The organism is Vreelandella glaciei (assembly GCF_013415125.1).
Classification (GTDB): Bacteria; Pseudomonadota; Gammaproteobacteria; order Pseudomonadales; family Halomonadaceae; genus Vreelandella; species Vreelandella glaciei.
This window is the reverse complement of sequence record NZ_JACCDE010000008.1, coordinates 14,433-35,431: the sequence shown is the minus strand read 5'-3', so window position 1 is coordinate 35,431 and position 20,999 is coordinate 14,433. Positions and strand designations below refer to the sequence as shown.

Below are 20,999 nucleotides of genomic sequence, written 5' to 3'. Positions count from 1 at the left end.
AGTCAGCGGAAAACCGCGGAATCTTGCTGATCCCTCGCTATTGAGTATGGAGAGACCTAAGTAAGACAACCATGCGGGGAATGCACCAGACCACTACGTCATTTACCCCATACCTACTCACTTACCTACCGTTTAGTCTCACTAATACGCCTCGGGCATGGACGTTGCATAATTCTTCTCAGCATTGAGCATTAAGAGGTCATCCAACCCTGCTGGCCGATATCTATTGGCCGATACAAGGCCCGCTATGACAAGCACAAAACAACGAATATTTCCGGTTAGACGCAACTACAACAAATGGGTAGCTAATCAAACATTAGAAGATTTTGCGCTACGCTTTACAGCCAAATCCGCACGGCGCTGGAGTGCCAAACGTGTTGCCTTGACGGCTTTAGGAACAATTTCATTTTTGGCACTGGAAGCGATTGGGGGCGTCATTACTCTCAACTACGGCATTACTAATGCTATTGCCGCCATCGCCGTGGTCACGCTTGTTATCTTCCTGCTCGGCATCCCTATCAGCTATTATGCAGCGCGCTACGGAGTGGATATCGACCTCCTGACTCGCGGCGCGGGGTTTGGATATCTGGGCTCGACGTTGACATCCCTTATCTACGCCACATTCACTTTTATTTTTTTTGCTTTAGAAGCCGCTATTATGGCGATGGCTTTGGAAGTGTTGTTTAACGTTCCTCTTACCTTTGGGTACATCATTAGTTCTCTTGTGGTAATACCCATAGTGACTCACGGTTTTACCTACATTAGTCGTTTCCAAGTGTGGACTCAGCCTCTGTGGGTCTTCCTTCAGCTTTTACCCTTTATTTTTATTTTATTGCAGGATCCCGCCTCTCTCGAACGCTGGGTCGAATTTGACAACCATATGATAGGCACTCAAGGATTCGATTTGCTGTTGTTTGGTGCAGCCGCAACCGTCATGTTTTCCCTCGTCGCTCAAATAGGCGAGCAAGTCGACTACCTACGATTTCTTCCCGAAGCTGAGCCGGGCAAACGATTGCGTTGGTGGGCAGCTATGCTTGCTGGAGGCCCTGGCTGGATCATTATTGGTGCCATTAAAGCATTGGCAGGTTCGTTCCTTGCGGTACTTGCCCTTCACCACGGTTTAGCCGCAGAGCTTGCTCAGGAACCCATGCATATGTATTTGGTGGGCTTTAGTCATGTCACCACCCATCCTGCTATGTTGATGGCACTGGCTGGCATTTTCGTTGTGCTGTCTCAGCTCAAAATCAATGTCACTAACGCCTATGCTGGTTCCATTGCTTGGTCGAATTTTTTTTCCCGACTCACCCATAGTCACCCAGGCCGCGTAGTGTGGCTGCTATTTAATGTCATGATCGCTCTAGTACTCATGGAGATCGGCATTTATCGCGCTTTTGAAGTCATCTTGGCCAACTACGCTATGGTTGCCATGGCTTGGATCGGAGCTCTGGTGGCAGATTTGGTGATCAACAAACCGTTAGGACTCAGCCCACGCCATATCGAGTTCAAACGAGCCTACCTATACGACATCAATCCTGTTGGCTTTGGTGCCATGCTATTGGCGACGGCTGTTGCATTAGCCGCCCGAGCTGGGCTATGGGGAGAGACCGCCGCCGCACTGGCTTCATTTCTGGCGTTACTAACTGCTTTCGTGAGTGCGCCCGCTATCGCGTGGCTTACCAACGGGCGTTATTACATCGCCCGCGCACCGGAGCCCAAATCGGTCGTAAAAAACCAAGCCTGTATTATCTGTGAGCATCATTTTGATAGTGAAGATATGGCTTTCTGCCCAGCTTATAACGCGCCCATTTGCTCTCTCTGCTGCTCACTGGACGCACGCTGCAACGATGCTTGCAAGCACCACGCCACTTTTCAAGAGCAGTTGATGGACTGGCTGAGCGTACTGCTTCCTGTCCGCATGCTGAAGTATTTCAACTCCCGCATGGGCCATTTTGCTAGCCTATTGTTGCTAGTCACTCTCGTGATTGCCGGATTCTTAACACTGGTTTTCTACCAGCTTCCCGATCTCCCTCCTCCTGTTAAAGAGTTGATGGCTACGACCCTTGCTAAAATATTCGCCATTCTCGTTATTGTTAGCGGCGTGGTGGCTTGGCTCTTTGTGCTGGCCAACGAGAGTCGGGTGGTGGCACATGAAGAGTCCCATCGCCAAACTCGCATGTTGCTTGAGGAGATCGACGCACATGAGGAAACCGACCGAGAACTACAAAAAGCCAAAGAACTTGCTGAAGCGGCCAACCAAGCTAAGAGCCGCTACCTGACGAGCCTCAGCCACGAACTACGCTCACCGCTTAATGCTGCTTTCGGCTATGCTCAGCTCCTTGAGCACGATGCCACCATTCCACCTGAGCGCCGCAAGGCGGTCGCCATCATACGCCGCAGCACCGAACACCTTTCTGATTTAATCGAAGGACTGTTGGAAATTTCCAAGATTGAAGCAGGTCGCCTGGAGCTGTATCGAAACCAGGTACGAGTCAGCGAGTTGATTGATGAACTTGTCGCCATGTTTCGTCTTCAGGCTCAGGAAAAAGGCATCGATTTCACTTTTACAAGCCAGGGACGCATCCCAGAGTGGGTTATTACCGACGAAAAACGCCTACGTCAAATACTGATTAACTTGCTCTCCAATGCCATCAAATTCACTAACCATGGCAAGGTATCGCTGAACTTCCGCTACCGTAATCAAGTGGCGGAATTCACTATTCGCGATACCGGTGTGGGTATTGAAGAGGAAGATATTCAGCGTATTTTCAAACCCTTTGAGCGGGTGCGCAAACCCGGCGTTCCCATCGCCAACGGCACCGGACTGGGCCTAACGATTACTCAATTATTAACCGATATCATGGGCGGGGATTTGCAAGTAGCTAGCACGCCCGGAAACGGCAGTGAGTTCCGGCTTTCGGTGATGCTATCCAGTATCCAGCCCCTGGAGCTTGTGCGGTCATCACATCATATGGTCCAAGGGTATAAAGGTGAGCGCCGAACGCTATTGGTGGTCGATGATGACCCCTCCCATCGAGGCCTAATCAGCGACATGCTTACCCCACTAGGCTTTACCGTACTGGAAGCACCCGATGGTATGACCAGTTTGGCGTTAATCAGTCGCGCCCATCCTGACCTGATATTGATGGACATCGCCATGCCGCATATAGACGGATGGCAAACAGTTCGCCAACTTCGCCAGCATGGGTTCCATGGGCCTATTGTTATGCTCTCAGCCAACGCACGTGAAAGCCAAGTTGAGTCACTATCTGAGGGACTACATAACGACTATTTGATTAAACCCTTCAAGCAAGGAGCACTCCTTGACACCCTGGCAAGGCAGTTACAACTGAAATGGCATCACCACTCTCCCTCTTCACCTAGTTCTGCTCAGACTCATTTGACACCCCCAGTGCATATCGACGCGGTGTTGCGAGAAGAACTGGTGTCTCTAGTAGAGATAGGCCATATAAGTGGCCTACGTAACAGTCTGAAGGACGCCCAGAATCATGGACGGATCAGCACTTCATCGATGACAGCTCTGGAAAGTGCGCTGGACCGTTTCGACTTCCACCAAGTGATGCATTTGTTGGAGAAATTACCATGACCTCGATTCAGCGTAAGGATCTAATACTCGTCGTTGATGATTCGGCTGACTCCCTGGGAATGATCCACCATGCCTTAGAGCAGGCTGGACTAACAGCATTGGTGGCTATGAGCGGAGCTCAAGCAATCTCAATTGCAGAGAAAATGACGCCAGACTTAATTTTAATGGATGCTTTGATGCCCAGCATGGACGGATTCGAGACTTGCAGATTTCTTAAGCTACATTCAGATTTAGCTGGAGTGCCGGTCATATTTATGACGGGATTATCTGATACCGAAGATGTAGTGCGAGGACTTGATGCGGGGGGCGTAGACTATATGACGAAGCCCATCCGACCAAAGGAACTGGTGGCGCGTATTCGTGTTCACCTCAATAATGCGCGCCTAGCCCACAGTGCTCACACTGCACTTGATAAACTTGGTCAAGTTTCTTTCTCAACAGACACGCAAGGAAGATGGCTTTGGGGTACACCTCAGGCCGAAGAGTGGATCAACATTACTGAAGAGAACTTGATTAACCCACGTAAGGAGCTTGCCGAATACATTCAACGTTGGCTAACCCGGCTCCCTCAAACCGGTGATCAATTAGCGTTACCCTTGCCGAATAACGCATTAAGACTCAGATACCTAGGTGAATCTAGTTCAAATGAACACTTATTCCGTTTGCTACATCAGGATGGAGATAGCGAAAGCCTGCTTTTACAAAGCCAGCTCCGGCTAACTAACCGAGAATCACAAGTACTGTTGTGGATTGCACAGGGCAAAACCAACCGTGAAATAGGACAAATACTCGAACTGAGTCCTCGCACTGTTAACAAGCACTTAGAACAAGTCTTTCGAAAGCTCGGTGTTGAAAATCGTACATCGGCAGCCGCGATGGCATTCCAATGTTTAACTAACACCTAATTAGCCCAGTCAAAATCACCCTTTACGCTCAATATCCACATCGCTGGCGTGAGTGAAGTCATCCAGCGCCATCATATGACCAAGTTTGCCCGCTTTGGTGGCAAGGTACTGCTCGTTATGCGGGTTCAGGCCGGTGGTGATCGGTAAGCGCTCCACCACGTTCACACCGTCGCGGGTGAGGGCATCCACTTTGCGCGGATTATTGGTCATCAACCTTAGCGAGGTGATCCCCAAGTGGTTGAGCATCGGTACGCATAGATCATAGCGGCGCATATCAGCACCAAAGCCGAGCTGCTCGTTGGCTTCGACGGTATCTGCACCTTGATCCTGAAGATTATAAGCGCGAATCTTGTTTAGCAACCCAATACCACGCCCCTCTTGGCGCAGGTAAAACAGCACGCCGCGGCCCTCTTCAGCAATGCGCTTAAGCGCTTCCTGCAACTGAAAACCACAGTCACAGCGCATGGAAAAGAGCGCATCGCCGGTCAAACATTCAGAATGTACCCGCCCCAGCACCGGTGCGTCGCCGGTCACATCACCCAACGTCAAGGCAATATGATCCTTGCCGGTGGCCTCATCTTCGAAGCCATGCATCGTAAAGGTTGCCCAGGGCGTGGGCAGTTGGGAAGCGGCAATAAAGCGAATGGTCACAGGTTACCTCGCTGATTGACCAAACCAGTTAACCACACCAGTGTTGGCAAAATGGGCAAGCATTCTAACAGGAAGCGGCGCCCGCCTCACGGTGGCAACGCGACTAAAATCGGCTCATTAGTGGAGAAAAATTGGCCGGATGCGACGATTTTTGCCACCGAGTACGCCGCCCTCGCGCTTATCTTCAAGTACAATTGCCCGCATATGATCCCCGATACGGTTTCGAATACGATGCGGGCAAATTTCCTAAGAGCAAGTGTCTATGACCACTACACCTTTACAAAATGATCGATTCCTTCGTGCACTAGCGCGCCAGCCCGTCGACCGCACCCCGGTGTGGATGATGCGTCAAGCGGGCCGCTACCTGCCGGAATACCGTGCCAGCCGGGCCGATGCAGGCAGCTTTATGGATTTGTGCCGCAACCATGACCTAGCCTGCGAAGTTACCCTGCAGCCTCTAGAGCGCTACCCGCTGGATGCCGCCATTCTGTTTTCAGATATTTTGACCATCCCTGATGCCATGGGCTTGGGTCTCTATTTTGAAACCGGCGAAGGCCCTAAATTCCGCAAAACCGTGCGCACCCCAGAAGAGGTCGCCGCACTCAGCGTACCCGACGCCGAACGAGACTTGGATTACGTGATGCGTGCGGTGTCGACCATCCGCCGGGAGTTGAATGGCCGTATGCCGCTGATTGGTTTCTCCGGCAGCCCCTGGACACTGGCGACTTATATGGTCGAAGGCAGCTCCAGCAAGGACTTCCGTCACCTGAAAACCATGCTTTACGATACGCCAGATACCATGCACCAGCTGCTGGATACGCTAGCGCATGCGGTCACCGACTACTTAAATGCACAGATTCGCGCCGGTGCCCAGGCGGTGCAGATTTTTGATACCTGGGGCGGCGCGCTTTCGACCCCTGCGTATCTGGAGTTCTCGCTGCGCTACATGGAGCAGATCGTTTCCGGACTGATCCGTGAACACGATGGCCGTCGCGTGCCGGTGATTTTGTTTACCAAGAATGGCGGGCAGTGGCTTGAGCATATCGCCTGCGCCGGTGCCGATGCCCTGGGTATCGACTGGTCTACCGAGCTTTCCGATGCCCGCGCCCGCGTTGGCCATAAGGTCGCCCTGCAGGGCAATCTGGACCCTAACGTACTATTTGCGCGCCCCTCGGCTATCCGCGCTGAAGTGGCTCGCGTGCTGGAAAGCTACGGCCACGGCCCTGGCCATGTGTTTAACCTGGGGCACGGTATCAGCCAATTTACCAACCCGGATCACGTCACCGCCTTTATGGAGGCACTGCACGAGCTCAGCCCGCAATACCACCGGGATATCCCGACGCAACCCAAGACAGCGCAATCAGGAGCCAATTCATGAGCGATTTACGCGACGACCAGTGGTTTACCGAAGTCTTTGATAGCCACGGCAGCGCCTTCTCGCTGAAAATTTCTGAAAAGCTGCTGGATGTACAGAGCCAGTACCAGCATCTGGAAGTCTATGCTACCGAGACTTACGGCAACCTCCTGGTGCTGGACGGCTGTGTGATGCTGACTGATCGCGATAACTTCCTCTATCACGAGATGATCGCGCATCCAGCCCTGTTTACCCACCAAGACCCTAAGCGGGTGGTGATTATCGGTGGTGGCGACTGCGGCACGTTAAAAGAGGTGCTGCGCCACTCAGGCGTTGAGAAAGTTACCCAGATTGATATCGATGAAGAAGTGACGAAAGCCTCTGAGCGCTTCTTTCCATCATTGGTAGAATCAAATAATGATCCGCGCGCCGAGCTACTGTTCGCCGATGGCGTCAAGTGGGTGGACGATGCACCGGATGAGAGCATCGATGTGCTGATTATCGACTCTACCGACCCCGTCGGCCCCGCTGAAGGGTTGTTTAAAACCGATTTTCTCAAGCGCTGCCACCGCATTTTGAAAAGCGGCGGCGTGATGGTGCAGCAGAGCGAGTCACCGCTTTACCACACGGGTTCGATCATTCGTGAGTTACGCCACGATATGCTGAAAGCGGGTTTCGACAGCGTCGCGACCCTGCCCTTCCCACAGCCGGTTTACCCCTCAGGCTGGTGGAGCGTCACATTGGCGGGTAAAGCCACTGATGTGAATACGTTCCGTGAACAGGCAGCCGCCAGCCACGAACTGCCGCTTGAGTACTATAGCGTTGATGCCCATCGCGGTGCGCTCGCCCTGCCGCCGTTTATGCGCAAGGCATTCACGGCTGAATAAACACCCTTCACTGCTGCCTTTCTGCCACCGCCCACCCCAGCTTGCCCTATAAAAGTGCAAAGCAAGGTGGGTGGTAACATTTTTGCACCTAGACGTTCGTCTCGAATTCGTTGAGTAGCGTTGAAAAGCGCTGAATGTGCGCCTGTACCCTTGTTGGCATCTTCCTTGCTAGGTTTAGTTACATGCTACAGCATGCATGGCTATTTCAATGACAGATTTCAATAACCAATTTCAAGAACTTCGAGGGAAACTAAATGTTCAATAAAAAACACCTAGCGCTTCTGGCGTCCGCAGGCTCATTAAGCCTAGCGGGAATGGCGACTGCTCAAGCCGATACCTTAGAAGATACCATTGAGCGTGGCGCCGTTCAGTGTGGTGTGAGCGATGGTTTGCCGGGCTTCTCAGCGCCAGACGACGATGGTAATTGGCAGGGTCTGGACGTTGATGTTTGCCGTGCAGTCGCGGCAGCGGTACTCGGCGATGCGGATGCGGTTAACTATATTTCTCTAAACGCCGTTGAGCGCTTCACCGCACTGCAGTCTGGTGAGGTTGACTTACTTTCACGTAATACCACCTGGACCACTACCCGTGACACCACGCTGGGCCTTAACTTCACTGGCGTTAACTTTTACGACGGCCAAGGCTTCATGGTTTCACGCGACCTGGGCATTACCGGTGCCGATGAGCTCGACGGTGCTTCTATCTGTATTCAATCGGGCACCACGACCGAGCTGAACTTAGCCGACTACTTCCGTGCTAACGACATGGAATTCAACCCGATCGTTTTTGATACTTCTGAGCAAACTGTGGGTGGCTATCAAGCTGGCCGCTGCGACGTTCTAACGTCTGACACCTCTCAGCTAGCGGCACTACGTATCCAGCTTGATGATCCTGAAGCGTCGATGATTCTGTCTGACGTTATCTCCAAAGAGCCGCTGGGGCCTGTGGTTCGTCAGGGCGACGACCTTTGGTTCAACATCGTGAAATGGTCGCTGTTTGCCATGATCAATGCTGAAGAGTACGGCGTTACCAGCGAAAACGCTGAAGAGATGCGTGACTCTAACAATCCTGATGTTGCTCGCCTGCTGGGCCAAGACGGCAACTACGGCGAAGGCATGAACCTAGAAGCTGACTGGGCTTACAACATCATTAGCCAAGTCGGCAACTACGCTGAAAGTTTTGAACGTAACGTGGGTATGGATTCGCCGCTTGAAATCGAGCGCGGTGTTAACGCCCTGTGGAACGACGGTGGCTTCCAGTACGCTCCCCCGATTCGCTAAGCGTCTCGCTTGACCCCGGCCCGCCGCTCTTGTTTCAAGGGCCTGGCGGGCCATCTGATTGACCTTCCGTGCAGCGGAGACGCCATCCATGTCTGTAAGACCCAACATTCGCCCCGCCGGCCACAAGCCGCCGTTTTGGCGAGACCGCGCTAAGCGCGCACTTATTTTTCAGCTCATTTTGGTCGCCGTTGTGGCGGCTTTCCTGATCTATATTATCGGCAATACCCAAGCCAACCTGAATGCCCGCGGTATCACCACCGGCTTCGGCTTCCTGGGCAATACAGCCGGCTTTGGTATTGGTCAAACCTTAATCGAGTACTCCTCCCAAAGTACCTACGGCCGCACCTTTGTGATTGGCTTGCTCAATACACTGCTCGTCGGTGGATTGGGGGTGTTGGCTGCCTCGATTATTGGTTTTATTGTCGGTATCGCGCGGCTATCGCCCAATTGGCTGATCGCCAAGTTAGCCAACGCCTATATCGAGACATTTCGTAATATCCCGCTGCTGCTGCAAATTTTCTTCTGGTATTTCGCGGTACTGCGGACGTTACCCAGTGCCAGAGAGAGCATGGCGTTTGGCGAAGCCATTTTCCTCAATGTACGCGGGCTCTATTTGCCCCAACCACTGTTTGAATCAGGCTTTGGGCTCATCCCCGCTACTTTCGTAGTGGCGATCATTGCCAGCATCGTTCTGGTCATTTGGAATAAGCGCCGCCATGAAGCCACCGGCAAACGCTTGCCGGTTTTCTGGATGTCTCTGGTGATTATTTTTGGCCTGCCACTGCTAATACTGGTGGCCACCGGCGTTCCGGTGACCTGGGAAATGCCGGTACTGCGTGGCTTTAATTTCGGTGGCGGGATAACCATCATTCCGGAGTTTCTGGCGCTATGGCTAGCGCTTTCCATTTATACCGCATCGTTTATTGCGGAGATTGTGCGCTCGGGCATTCAAGCGATTCCCCATGGCCAAACCGAAGCGGCCCAAGCACTTAGCTTGCCGCGCAAGCTCGTTCTGCGCCTAGTGGTGATTCCTCAAGCCTTACGCGTCATTATTCCGCCACTTACCAGCCAATACCTCAACCTGATTAAAAACTCTTCTCTGGCCACCGCCATTGGCTACCCCGACCTGGTGTCGGTTTTTGCTGGCACCACGCTCAACCAGACCGGTCAAGCCATCGAAGTGATAGCCATGACCATGGCGGTTTATCTAATCATCAGCTTGCTGGTGTCCATGTTCATGAACTGGTTCAACGCTCGCGTTGCGCTGGTCGAACGCTAGGCCGGAGGCGACCCCATGATTCACAATAAAGAAACCATACCTCAGCGCCCGGCCCCCAAAGGCACCATCGGGCCAATTGCCTGGCTACGTGGCAACCTGTTTAACGGTCCGATCAATACTGTTTTCACGCTGTTAGGCCTGTATGTGCTTTACCTGCTCGTGGTGCCAACGGTTCAGTGGGCGTTTATCGATGCCAACTGGGTAGGCGACAGCCGCGAAGACTGTACACGGGCAGGCGCCTGCTGGGTATTCGTCAACGCGCGTTTCTCCCAGTTCATGTATGGCCTTTACCCAAGCGAAGAGTACTGGCGCGCCAACATTGTGTTTGCCATGTTCGCGGGCATTATTGCCTGGATGGTGGTCCCGCGCCTGCCGTTTAAGCGCTGGATGGCGCTGTTTGCGCTGCTGATCTTCCCGGTCATCGCGTATGTGTTGCTCCACGGCGGCTACTTTGACCTACCGCGTGTTTCCACCCACCGCTGGGGCGGCTTAATGCTGACCTTGCTACTGGCCACAGTGGGTATGGTTGGGGCACTGCCGATTGGCATCGTACTCGCCCTTGGGCGACGCTCGAACATGCCTATCGTCAAAACCTTCTGCGTGATTTTTATTGAGTTCTGGCGTGGTGTGCCGCTTATCACCATTCTGTTTATGGCCTCGGTAATGCTACCGCTATTCCTGCCGTCGGAGCTCAGTGTGGATCGGCTAGTGCGGGCGCTGATCGGCCTAACGCTGTTCCAAAGTGCCTATATGGCCGAAGTTATTCGCGGTGGTTTGCAGGCGATTCCCAAAGGTCAGGATGAGGCCGCCGCGGCGCTGGGGATGACGTATTGGAAGCGCATGGGGCTAATTGTGATGCCCCAGGCGCTAAAAATGATGATTCCGGGTATCGTTAATACGTTTATCTCACTGTTTAAAGACACCACCCTGGTGATGATCATCGGGCTGTTTGACCTGTTGGGCATTGTGCAAGCGGCGCTTTCCGACTCGCGCTGGCTGGGCTTCTCAATCGAGGGGTATGTATTTGCCGCGTTCGTGTTCTGGATCTTCTGTTTCAGCATGTCGCGCTACAGCCAGTACCTGGAACGCAAGCTAAATACCGGCCATAAGCACTGACGCCGCATCTCTATTTACGTTTTGAGTAGGATTTCAACATGACACAAGCAGCCACCAACACCTCTGACACCAGTACTTCTGACCTGATGGTCGAGATGCGCAACGTCAATAAGTGGTACGGCGACTTTCACGTACTACGTGATATCTACCTCGAAGTAAAACGCGGCGAACGTATCGTGGTTTGCGGCCCTTCGGGTTCGGGTAAATCAACGCTGATTCGCTGCATTAACCACCTCGAAGAGCACCAAAAAGGTGAAATTGTGGTGGGCGGCGTACCGCTGACCCAAGACGTTAAGCGTATCGAGCAGATTCGTCGCAGCGTGGGCATGGTGTTTCAGCACTTCAATCTATTCCCGCATTTATCAGTGCTGGAAAACTGCTGTATCGCGCCAATGTGGGTACAAAAGAAGCCCCGCAAAGAGGCCGAAGCGTTGGCGATGGAGTACCTGGAGCGGGTGCGCATTGCCGAGCAGGCGACTAAGTACCCTGGGCAGCTCTCGGGCGGACAACAGCAGCGTGTCGCAATTGCCCGCTCGCTGTGCATGCACCCAGACGTGATGCTGTTTGACGAGCCCACCTCCGCCCTCGACCCCGAGATGATCAAAGAAGTCCTCGACGTTATGGTGGAGCTAGCGGAAGAGGGCATGACCATGATCTGTGTGACCCACGAAATGGGCTTCGCCAAAACCGTCGCCGACCGGGTGATCTTTATGGATCAGGGGCAGATCATTGAAGAGAACGCACCAGAGCCGTTCTTCAACAACCCACAGTCTGAACGTACCCAGCTGTTCCTAAGCCAGATTCTGGGCCATTAATCCACAGCCCCAGCAGCAATGCGGCTGTGGATAAGTACGTCATCATGGGTCTCACTTGAGGCCCATGATGGTTAACAGACTTTAAAAACGGCTATCAAAAAAAGGATAAAAGCATGATTGAAAAGCTGTTTATCGACCGCGCACCACAGCCTATCGCACCGTTTTCTCATGCGTGCCGTGTAGGTGATCTGGTGTTTATCACGGGGCAAATGCCGACGGTGCCCGAAACCAACGAAATGCTGTTGGGCACTTTCACCGAACAGACCCACCGGGTAATGCAAAACCTGGCGATCGTGCTGGAAGAAGTCGGCAGTGCCTTCGAGTATGTGGTGCAGTCCCGGGTATTTATTACCAATATGGGTCATTTCGACGAAGTGAATAAGGTCTACGCGAGCTACTTCCCGCAGCCATTGCCTACCCGCACCTGCATTGGCGTTACCGGCCTGGCGGGCGGTGCCGATGTGGAAGTCGATATGATTGCCTGGATCCCGCCTGCGGCCGAGAGCGCCTAAGACCTTAGTTACATAAGTCCTAATTGCGTAATGCTCGCGGGAAGAAGCGCTTGCTGTTCACGGTGCTGGGAAAGGGGCTTATTAGCCAGCGCAGTCAGCAGGATTTGCAGCGGATCACCGTGACTGACGAGCAGGATGGTTTCGCCGCTTACCTGCTGTTCCCAATCCGCGATGACTGCTTGCATACGTTGCGCCACCGCGCTTAAGGCTTCCACCTGATGGTGACGATGCTCGGTATCCTCGGCATCTAACGCCCACACGCTAGGGTAGTGCTCGTCTCCCTGACCTTCTAAGTCACCAAAATTTCGCTCCCGCAAGCGCTTATCCACGCAGGGTGCTAACCCGAACTTAGCGGCTACTCGGGCGGCGGTTTGCGTGGTACGTAAAAAGTCTGAATGCACTACGCGGGTCGGCGCAGGCCAGTGCCAATCGGCAACGAGCTGGGCAAGTTGTTGCTCGCCATATTCAGAAAGACCGAAGTTTTCTATTCCTCGCTCTGGCGAGCTGACAATCACGCCCTGTTGATTGGCCTGGCTATGACCGTGGCGCATTAATAAATAGCGATTGCGCCAATGGTCGGAGAGTGGCTGTAAAGTATTTGACATAAGTTTGTCACAAACCCTAGATTGAAGGTGTCTGCTTTCGAAAATAACCATCCTTGGCGCGGAATGTCCACTTACGAAACATTTTCCGTTTCATTAGTGGCAAAACGCAGCAAAGGAAACACAGTTTGATCCATAGCAAGAACACAACAATAACGCACAAATGAGGCTTACCATGGCAACTTCGCTCTTCCGCAAGCGCCCGCTCGCGATGCTTACCGCCGCATCACTCTTACCGCTCGCCCTGCTCACTACGCCCGCTTTCGCTGAGTGTGAACGCGGTGACTTAGATACTATTTATTGCGACGAAAATGGCGATATGGTCGCCGACCGTCCTGCCGATGAGGCTGAGTGGGCTAATCCCGACACGCTGATTTTTGCTTATACCCCCGTAGAAGACCCGGCTATTTATTCGGACATTTGGCAACCGTTTATCGATCACTTGGCTGAGGTCACCGAGCGGGATGTGCGCTTCTTTGCGGTACAGTCTAACGCTGCTCAAGTGGAAGCCATGCGCAGCGGGCGCTTACATATCGCCGGTTTCTCCACTGGCCCTACGCCGTTTGCGGTGAACTTGGCCGGAGCCGTGCCGTTTGCGTTAATGGGCTCTGATGACGGCCAATTTGGCTATACCCTGCAGCTGTTTACCCATGTTGACTCCGATATCCATGAGGTCGAGGATCTCAAAGGCAAACGCGTCGCCCACACTTCTCCAACGTCCAACTCGGGTAACCTAGCCCCTCGCGCACTGCTGCCTGAGCTCGGCATCACTCCCGATGAGGATTACGAAGTGGTCTACTCGGGTAGTCACGATCAATCCATGCTCGGCGTTGTGGCCCAAGACTATGACGCCGCCCCGGTGGCTTCTGAAGTAGTCGAGCGAATGGCCGCCCGAGGCCTCTACGATGAAGAGGATGTGCGGCTGATATTTGAGTCCGACCGATTCCCCACCACCTCGTACAACTACGCGCACAACCTGCACCCAGATTTGGTCGAAAAAATTGAAGAAGCCTTCTTCAGCTTTGATTTTATCGGCACCGAGTTAGGCGAAGAGTTTGAGGGCGTCGAGAAATTCATCCCCATCAACTACCAAGACAACTGGAAGGTGATTCGTACCATCCAAGCAGCCAATAACGTGAGCTATACGCCAGAAAACTTGGAAGAGTAAACGTAGCGCACCGCCGCCGGCGGTGCGGTTATTGTCTCGACGATGGAAGCGGACACATGCTGGAAATTACCAATCTGGTCAAACGTTATGGCCACGATGAAGCCGTGCTGAAAGGGCTTGACCTCAAGGTAGAGGGAAACAGCGTTGTTTCTATCGTAGGCGCCTCGGGTGCGGGTAAAAGCACCATGCTAAGATGTATTAATCGCTTGGTCGAACCGACTTCGGGCTCCATCAAACTCAACGGCAATGAGCTAGTGAACCTGAAGGGCGCTGAATTGCGCCGCGCCCGCCGCAAAATCGGCATGGTGTTCCAGGGCTTTAACCTGCTGGATCGCTTAACCGTGATGGAGAACGTGCTGGCCGGGCGGCTGGGCTACGTCAATCTCTACCAGGCGATTTCACGCCGCTATCCCCAAGCAGATATTGAGCGTGCCTTTGTACTGATGGAGCGGGTGGGCATTGCTCACTACGCCAACAAACGTGCCGATGAGCTCTCCGGTGGCGAGCGCCAGCGGGTCGGCGTGGTGCGCGCACTGATGCAGGAACCTGAAGTGCTGCTGGCCGATGAGCCTACCGCCTCATTAGACCCGCGTACTTCTGAACAGATTATGGTTCTGTTGCAGAGTTTGGCCAGCGAGCTGTCGCTGCCGGTGCTGATCAATATCCATAACGTTGCTCAGGCCAAAACCTATACCGAGCGCATCGTGGGCCTGCGCCACGGCAAGATGATCTTTGATGGCTTACCAGCCGACTTCAACAAAGACGCGTTAGACGCTATCTACGGCGGCATTGAAGCGCCAGACGATGCGATTACCGATACGCCTGTGGAGGAGCGCTCCCATGACTCCGCCTGACGCCCCTTCATCAGCGCCCCGCACCTGGAAAAAGCCGCCATTTATTGCCAATCCGCTGCTGCGCTATGGGCTGATCATCGTCGCGGTCATCTACTTGGTCTGGGCCTTCGGCTCGCTGCCATTCAACTGGGCGCGTATCTCTGAAGGGTTGCCCCGCGCAGCGCGTATTTTTAGCGGCGGCTTCCCCCCCAACTTAGAGCGCTACGAGCTGCTGATTACCGGCTTTAAAGAGAGCTTTCAAATCGCTATTTTGGCGACTCTGATGGGGGTTTTGCTCTCTATTCCCTTTGCCGTGATGGCGGCGCGTAATATCGCACCCATGCCTATCTATGTTATTGGCCGTGCAGTGATTATTGTATCGCGCAGCTTTCACCCCGTGATCGTGGCGATTCTATTTGTTGCTGCGGTTGGGTTTGGGCCGCTCGCGGGGATTTTGACCCTAACCCTCTACTCCATTGGCTTCGTAGGCAAACTGCTGGCCGAAGAGATAGAGGAGATTAACTGGGGCCAAGTAGAGGCCATGAAAGCCGCTGGCGCTGGGTATGTGGCGATTCTGTTCTATGCCGTTTTTCCGCAGATACTGCCACGCCAAGTGGGGCTTTCCATGTATCAACTGGACAGCAACTTGCGCGCATCAGCGGTGGTCGGAATCGTGGGAGCAGGCGGCATTGGCGGTACGCTAATGAACGCCTTTGGACGCTACGACTACGATTTCGCCTTTGCGATTCTGCTCATTATCATCGCGGTCATTTTGCTCAGTGAAGGTGTCAGCGGCTGGGTAAGGAAAAAAATATGGTAGATCACGCACAGCAGCTTGCCGATCGTATTTGGCAACGCTATGACCGCAAACAGCGCCTTATTCGATACGCCGTTCTACTAGCGACCTTGATGGTAGTGGTTTGGGCGGTGCGCGATATTGATATTTTCTGGCCTTGGGTATGGGATGCACCCAATCAAATTTCTGCACTAGGGGGTCGTATGTGGCCGCCCAGTGCCGATGGGTTAAACGGCATTATCGCGGCGCTGATTGAGACCGTGCATATCGCCACGCTAGCCACTTTCTTGACCATCTTTTTAGCGCTACCGGTGGCCTACATTGCCGCCCAGAACACCACGCCTAACCGGGCCTGTCTGTGGCTGGGGCGTTTTATTCTGGTCTCCAGCCGTTCGGTAAATACCATTATCTGGGCACTTCTGTTCGTGGCCATTTTCGGCCCCGGCGTGTTAGCCGGCATCCTCGCCATCGTATTTCGCTCCATTGGTTTTATTGGCAAGCTGATGGGTGAAGCAATCGAGGAAATTGATCGGCGCCCCGTAGAGGCGATGGAAGCCACCGGAGCCTCCAAGGCCAAAGTGGTCGCCTACGCGATTGTGCCCCAGGTCATGCCAGCATTTTTTGCCATTGTGATCCTGCGCTGGGATATCAATATCCGCGAATCGACGGTGCTTGGCTTAGTGGGCGCGGGCGGTATTGGGGTCATCCTACAGGGTGCGATTGATACCTTTGCCTGGCCAACCGTGGCGACCATCTTGATGGCCATCATTGTGCTGGTACTGATTGGGGAAGCCTTAACCAGCCTGCTGCGCAGCAAGGTGCTGTAACCCGCGTTGCTTAAGCCCTGGCAAGCGTTTGACCTAACGCCAAACGCTTGCCATGGTTAGATGACCATCAACGACATGGAGTATGCACAGCGATGACAACCTATATCGTGGTAGCCGACGCCGCCCGCGCACGTATCTTTACTCGTGATGCCTTGACGCTGGCGGAACAGGAGAGCTTGGTTCACGCAGAAGGACGGCTGCATGAAGGTGATTTGATCACCGACCGTCGCGGTGATGTGCACGAGTCGATGTCTAGCACGGCGCGCTCTTCCGGCGAAGAGGGAGCGGCCTCCAAACATGAAAACGAGCTGTTTGCTAAAGAGGTCGCCAACCGCCTGTATAGCGCCCGTGTGGATAACAGCTTAGAGAAGCTGATTATGGTCGCACCGCCCAAATTTTTAGGCCTATTACGGGATAAGCTTGATGGCCCCACGCAGAAACTGGTGATTCACTCCCTGTCGAAAGACTTAAGCAAAGCCTCGCTAGCAGATATACAAACTGCCGTAAGCGACTTACGCTAGATGTATCGGTAACCACATTGCTTATCACGTTCATTAAGGAATCGGCGGCAGTACAATATCGTCACTGCGCTTGGCCCCGGCGGTCATTTCACGGCACAAGCGCAGGAACTCGCGCACGCCGGTGGTGAGGTATTTATGCCGGTGCCAGATAAAGGTGAATTGACGCTTCAGATCCAACTCCGGCGTGGGCAGCGGCACCAAGCTGCCGCGCCGGAAGGCATCGCGCAGTGCCAGGCGCGAAACACAACCAATCCCCAAGCCTGACTCCACGGCGCGCTTAATACCTTCCGTATGTTCCAGCTCTAGCAGGGTGTTAAACCGGCTGCGGCGGTGGCGGGCGGCGTGCTCCAGGGTCATGCGGGTGCCAGAGCCCTCTTCGCGCATAATCCAGTCCTCTCGCAACAGCTGCTCAAGCTCAAGATGTTCGCGGCCTGCCAGCGGGTGGCGCGGCGAGCAAAACACGCACAGCTCATCTTCCACCCAGGGCTGGCTAATGATCATCTCATCGTCGCACTGCCCCTCGATCAAGCCTAAATCCAGCGAGTGCTGGCGCACGCCTTCGATAATATGACGCGTATTGCGCACCGCCAAACGCACCCGACTGCCGGGATGACGCTGCATAAAATCGCTGATAAGCAACGTGGCAAGGTAGTTACCAATGGTCAGCGTAGCCCCTACATCCAGCGAACCAACCCCTTTCTGGCCACGAAGCAGCTCTTCTATCTCTTCACCACGATCAAGCAGCGCAACCGCTTTGGGCAACAGCTGAAAGCCCAGTGCGTTGAGTTTTAAGCGCTTGCCGATCCGATCCAGCAGTTGGCAGTCAAACTGCCGCTCAAGCTCCGCAAGCGCCGTGCTGGTAGCCGACTGAGACATGGCCAGCGCCCGCGCCGCATGGGAGACGCTCTCATGTTGGGCAACCGCCACAAAGACTTCCAACTGCCGCAAAGTGTAGTGCATAGCGTCTGACCTTTATTTGATCTATATCTATTTTTTAGATATCTGATATCAATATAATTTGCTTAACAGATATACCACCCTTTGCTTAGACTTGCTGACAACATATTTAATCATTTTTATTCTTTTTAAGAATATGAGCGATGCGGTCTAGCGCCAGCGTCGACTAATGGAGACACAGCATGAGTAAGTTTGCTCTGGAAGAAGTGCTTAGCGTTCATCACTGGAACGATACTCTGTTCAGCTTCCGCACTACCCGTGAGCGCAGCCTGCGCTTCAAAACCGGTCAGTTTGTGATGATTGGCTTGGAAGTGAATGGCAAACCGCTGATGCGCGCTTACTCGATTGCCAGCCCCAATTACGAGGACCATCTTGAGTTCTTCAGCATCAAGGTACCCGATGGCCCGCTCACTTCACGCCTTCAGTACCTGAAAGTGGGCGATCAAATCATGGTCAGCCGCAAGCCAACCGGCACGCTGGTCACCGACGACCTGCTTCCCGGCCGCAACCTGTATATGCTTTCCACCGGTACCGGTTTGGCGCCGTTTATGAGCTTGATTCAGGATCCTGAAGTATATGAACGTTATGAGAAGGTAGTACTGGTTCACGGAGTGCGCGAGGTCTCTGAACTGGCCTACGCCGACTTCATCACCAAAGAGCTGCCAGCCCATGAATACCTGGGTGAAGACATCGCTGAAAAGCTGGTCTACTACCCCACCGTTACTCGGGAAGAATTCCACACCATGGGACGCCTGACCGACCATATCCGTTCGGGCAAGCTGTTTGAAGATACTGGCCTACCGCCCATCGATCCACGCCAGGATCGCGCGATGATCTGCGGCAGCCCCGCCATGCTGGACGATACCAGCGCACTGCTAGACGAGCTGGGCTTGAATATTTCGCCGCGCATGGGCGAGCCCGGCGACTACGTCATTGAGCGTGCGTTTGTCGAGAAGTGAGTGGTGAGTGGTGAGTGGTGAGTGGTGAGTAGAAAAATTTTAGCCGCTATAGTGATGCATCACTAATACAAAGCCCCTGCTGGAGATGATCCACAGGGGCTTTGTGCGACTTACGCCTTACAATTCACAAACCTAAACCGCATCCTTACCGGTTTCGCCAGTACGGATACGAATCACCTGCTCCAGCGGCATCACAAAGATTTTGCCGTCGCCGATTTTACCCGTGTTCGCCACCTGGGTGATGGCATCAATCACCTGCTCGGCCATGTCGTCGTCCACGGCAACTTCCAGTTTCACCTTGGGTAGGAAGTCCACCACATACTCGGCGCCGCGGTACAGTTCGGTATGCCCTTTCTGACGCCCAAAGCCCTTCACTTCCGTCACTGTAATACCCTGCACGCCGATATCGGAGAGCGACTCGCGCACATCGTCGAGCTTAAACGGCTTGATAATAGCTGTGATCAATTTCATTACCATTTCCTCTAACTGGGTGGCCGTAATGGGGTCGGGTTGAACAGCTGCGAGTGCCACAACCGATAACCGCTAACCACCAGCATACACCGCTATCGGCAGAGAATAAAAAGCCTCCCACTAAGGGGAGGCCATAAGGAGCACGTCAGCTCACTAGGTCGGCATTAAATTATTTCTTAATACCGCTGTTTATTTCTTAATACCAAACTCTGGGTAGGCTTCGAGACCACACTCTGCGATATCAACGCCCTCATACTCTTCTTCTTCGCTAACCCGGATGCCCATGATGGCTTTCAAGATTAGCCATACCACCAGGCTTGCCAGGAAGACCCAGCCGAAGATACCTGCAATACCGATGATTTGAGCACCGAATGATGCGCCGTCATTGGTCAAAGGCACTGCCAGTACGCCCCAGATACCGACAACACCGTGTACAGAGATCGCACCGACTGGATCATCCAATTTCACTTTATCGAGGGTGACGATGGCAGCGACCACAATGATGCCGCCAATCGCGCCGATAATCGTGGCGCCCAGTGCGGTCGGAGAGAGCGGATCAGCGGTGATTGCCACCAGACCCGCCAGCGCACCGTTCAGTGCCATGGTCAGGTCCGCTTTACGGAACCACAGTTTGGCCAAGATCAGCGCGGCAATAACACCACCTGCTGCTGCAGCGTTGGTATTTACAAACACTTGCGCCACGTTGTTAGCAGAATCGACGGCCGCCAGCTTGAGCTCGGAACCACCGTTAAAGCCGAACCAGCCCATCCACAGAATGAAGGTACCCAGCGTTGCCAGCGGCATGTTGGCACCCGGAATCGCGTGGATAGAGCCATCTTTGCCATATTTGCCTTTACGCGGCCCGAGCACGATGACACCAGCGAGTGCTGCAGATGCACCGGCAAGGTGCACAATGCCTGAACCCGCATAGTCAGAGTAGCCTACTTCAGACAACCAGCCGCCGCCCCAGGTCCAGTAGCCAGACACCGGATAGATAAACGCGGTCATTACCACTGCAAAGGCCAGGAAGGCCCACAGTTTCATGCGCTCGGCCACGGCACCCGACACAATCGACATGGCGGTTGCCACAAAGACTACCTGGAAGAAGAAGTCAGAGCGCATAGAGTAATAGGGAGCATCATCGCCGCCTGCGGTCACCGCATCAGCGCTATTCTCAGCGCCAATCAAGAAGCCCAGGTTAGGCAGAAAGCCGCCCGCGCTGCTGGAGTACATGATGTAGTAGCCGACCAACAGGTACATGGTGCAGGCAATGGCAAACAGCGCAACGTTTTTGGTTAGAATTTCGGCGGTGTTTTTGGAGCGTACCAGGCCTGCTTCTAACATGGAGAAGCCAGCGGCCATCCACATCACGAGCACGCCGCAAATTAGAAAGTAGAACGTATCGAGCGCGTAGCTCAACTCTGTAAACTCATTCATTGTATGTTCCCCGTTTAATGTCTGG

Annotated in this window: 20 protein-coding genes; 15 read left to right on the top strand and 5 right to left on the bottom strand. The window is 53.6% G+C overall.

Annotated features, from left to right (window positions below):
* The first annotated feature begins 247 nt into the window (after nucleotides 1-247).
* Nucleotides 248-3,604, top strand: a complete 3,357-nt coding sequence (locus tag HZS80_RS07180) for a hybrid sensor histidine kinase/response regulator (RefSeq protein ID WP_179915620.1) — start codon at nucleotides 248-250, stop codon at nucleotides 3,602-3,604.
* Nucleotides 3,601-4,509, top strand: coding sequence for a response regulator transcription factor (locus HZS80_RS07175; protein ID WP_179915619.1), 909 nt, complete (start codon nucleotides 3,601-3,603; stop codon nucleotides 4,507-4,509). Before HZS80_RS07180 ends, HZS80_RS07175 begins: the two co-directional genes overlap by 4 nt.
* A gap of 15 nt (nucleotides 4,510-4,524) precedes the next feature.
* On the opposite strand, the gene ribA is transcribed toward HZS80_RS07175, so the two are convergent.
* Nucleotides 4,525-5,160 carry a GTP cyclohydrolase II gene (gene ribA, locus HZS80_RS07170; RefSeq protein ID WP_179915618.1) on the bottom strand — a complete coding sequence of 212 codons (636 nt, stop codon included), beginning with the start codon at nucleotides 5,158-5,160 and terminating at the stop codon, nucleotides 4,525-4,527.
* 262 nt (nucleotides 5,161-5,422) lie between these two features.
* Here ribA and hemE point away from each other — a divergent pair, with 262 nt between their 5' ends.
* The 7 genes from hemE to HZS80_RS07135 all read left to right on the top strand — a co-directional run bounded on the left by hemE (nucleotide 5,423) and on the right by HZS80_RS07135 (nucleotide 12,403).
* Complete coding sequence (gene hemE, locus HZS80_RS07165; RefSeq protein ID WP_179915617.1) at nucleotides 5,423-6,538, top strand: uroporphyrinogen decarboxylase; 1,116 nt, start codon at nucleotides 5,423-5,425, stop codon at nucleotides 6,536-6,538.
* Nucleotides 6,535-7,401: a polyamine aminopropyltransferase gene (gene speE, locus HZS80_RS07160; protein ID WP_035555114.1), complete on the top strand. Its 867-nt coding sequence runs from the start codon at nucleotides 6,535-6,537 to the stop codon at nucleotides 7,399-7,401. The genes hemE and speE overlap by 4 nt, the downstream gene beginning before the upstream one ends.
* Nucleotides 7,402-7,655: 254 nt before the next feature.
* Nucleotides 7,656-8,681 carry an amino acid ABC transporter substrate-binding protein gene (locus tag HZS80_RS07155; protein WP_035555111.1) on the top strand — a complete coding sequence of 342 codons (1,026 nt, stop codon included), beginning with the start codon at nucleotides 7,656-7,658 and terminating at the stop codon, nucleotides 8,679-8,681.
* 88 nt (nucleotides 8,682-8,769) lie between these two features.
* Nucleotides 8,770-9,960: an amino acid ABC transporter permease gene (locus HZS80_RS07150; protein ID WP_179915616.1), complete on the top strand. Its 1,191-nt coding sequence runs from the start codon at nucleotides 8,770-8,772 to the stop codon at nucleotides 9,958-9,960.
* A 15-nt stretch (nucleotides 9,961-9,975) separates the two neighbouring features.
* Complete coding sequence (locus HZS80_RS07145; RefSeq protein WP_035555105.1) at nucleotides 9,976-11,076, top strand: amino acid ABC transporter permease; 1,101 nt, start codon at nucleotides 9,976-9,978, stop codon at nucleotides 11,074-11,076.
* Between the two features lie 86 nt (nucleotides 11,077-11,162).
* The gene (locus HZS80_RS07140) at nucleotides 11,163-11,891 is read left to right on the top strand and encodes an amino acid ABC transporter ATP-binding protein (protein ID WP_035555299.1); all 729 of its coding nucleotides are present in this window, start codon (nucleotides 11,163-11,165) and stop codon (nucleotides 11,889-11,891) included.
* Between the two features lie 116 nt (nucleotides 11,892-12,007).
* Nucleotides 12,008-12,403 (top strand): RidA family protein, encoded by a 396-nt coding sequence (locus HZS80_RS07135; protein ID WP_374730596.1) that lies wholly within the window; start codon nucleotides 12,008-12,010, stop codon nucleotides 12,401-12,403.
* 8 nt (nucleotides 12,404-12,411) lie between these two features.
* Here the strand turns inward: HZS80_RS07135 and HZS80_RS07130 are convergent, their stop codons facing one another.
* A complete protein-coding gene (locus HZS80_RS07130) occupies nucleotides 12,412-13,008 on the bottom strand; it encodes a histidine phosphatase family protein (RefSeq protein WP_179915614.1) in 597 nt (198 codons plus the stop codon).
* Nucleotides 13,009-13,180: 172 nt separating this feature from the next.
* Between HZS80_RS07130 and phnD the strand changes: the two genes are divergently transcribed.
* From phnD to HZS80_RS07105, 5 genes are all read left to right on the top strand, one after another.
* The gene (gene phnD, locus HZS80_RS07125; RefSeq protein WP_035555097.1) at nucleotides 13,181-14,173 is read left to right on the top strand and encodes a phosphate/phosphite/phosphonate ABC transporter substrate-binding protein; all 993 of its coding nucleotides are present in this window, start codon (nucleotides 13,181-13,183) and stop codon (nucleotides 14,171-14,173) included.
* Between the two features lie 56 nt (nucleotides 14,174-14,229).
* Nucleotides 14,230-15,027: a phosphonate ABC transporter ATP-binding protein gene (phnC, locus tag HZS80_RS07120; RefSeq protein WP_035555094.1), complete on the top strand. Its 798-nt coding sequence runs from the start codon at nucleotides 14,230-14,232 to the stop codon at nucleotides 15,025-15,027.
* On the top strand, nucleotides 15,014-15,826 hold the full coding sequence (gene phnE, locus HZS80_RS07115; RefSeq protein ID WP_179915613.1) for a phosphonate ABC transporter, permease protein PhnE: 813 nt from the start codon (nucleotides 15,014-15,016) through the stop codon (nucleotides 15,824-15,826). The genes phnC and phnE (HZS80_RS07115) overlap by 14 nt, the downstream gene beginning before the upstream one ends.
* Nucleotides 15,820-16,629 (top strand): phosphonate ABC transporter, permease protein PhnE, encoded by an 810-nt coding sequence (phnE, locus tag HZS80_RS07110; protein WP_035555089.1) that lies wholly within the window; start codon nucleotides 15,820-15,822, stop codon nucleotides 16,627-16,629. Before phnE (HZS80_RS07115) ends, phnE (HZS80_RS07110) begins: the two co-directional genes overlap by 7 nt.
* Nucleotides 16,630-16,721: 92 nt before the next feature.
* Entirely contained in the window at nucleotides 16,722-17,150 is a 429-nt protein-coding gene (locus HZS80_RS07105) for a host attachment protein (protein ID WP_179915612.1), read from the top strand.
* A gap of 33 nt (nucleotides 17,151-17,183) precedes the next feature.
* Here HZS80_RS07105 and HZS80_RS07100 read toward each other — a convergent pair whose 3' ends face one another.
* Nucleotides 17,184-18,110 (bottom strand): LysR family transcriptional regulator, encoded by a 927-nt coding sequence (locus HZS80_RS07100; RefSeq protein ID WP_179915611.1) that lies wholly within the window; start codon nucleotides 18,108-18,110, stop codon nucleotides 17,184-17,186.
* A 179-nt stretch (nucleotides 18,111-18,289) separates the two neighbouring features.
* Here HZS80_RS07100 and HZS80_RS07095 point away from each other — a divergent pair, with 179 nt between their 5' ends.
* A complete protein-coding gene (locus tag HZS80_RS07095; protein WP_179915610.1) occupies nucleotides 18,290-19,066 on the top strand; it encodes a ferredoxin--NADP reductase in 777 nt (258 codons plus the stop codon).
* 132 nt (nucleotides 19,067-19,198) lie between these two features.
* Here the strand turns inward: HZS80_RS07095 and glnK are convergent, their stop codons facing one another.
* Nucleotides 19,199-19,537 carry a P-II family nitrogen regulator gene (gene glnK, locus HZS80_RS07090; RefSeq protein ID WP_007112362.1) on the bottom strand — a complete coding sequence of 113 codons (339 nt, stop codon included), beginning with the start codon at nucleotides 19,535-19,537 and terminating at the stop codon, nucleotides 19,199-19,201.
* Between the two features lie 189 nt (nucleotides 19,538-19,726).
* The gene (locus tag HZS80_RS07085) at nucleotides 19,727-20,974 is read right to left on the bottom strand and encodes an ammonium transporter (RefSeq protein WP_179915609.1); all 1,248 of its coding nucleotides are present in this window, start codon (nucleotides 20,972-20,974) and stop codon (nucleotides 19,727-19,729) included.
* Between the last annotated feature and the right edge of the window lie 25 nt (nucleotides 20,975-20,999).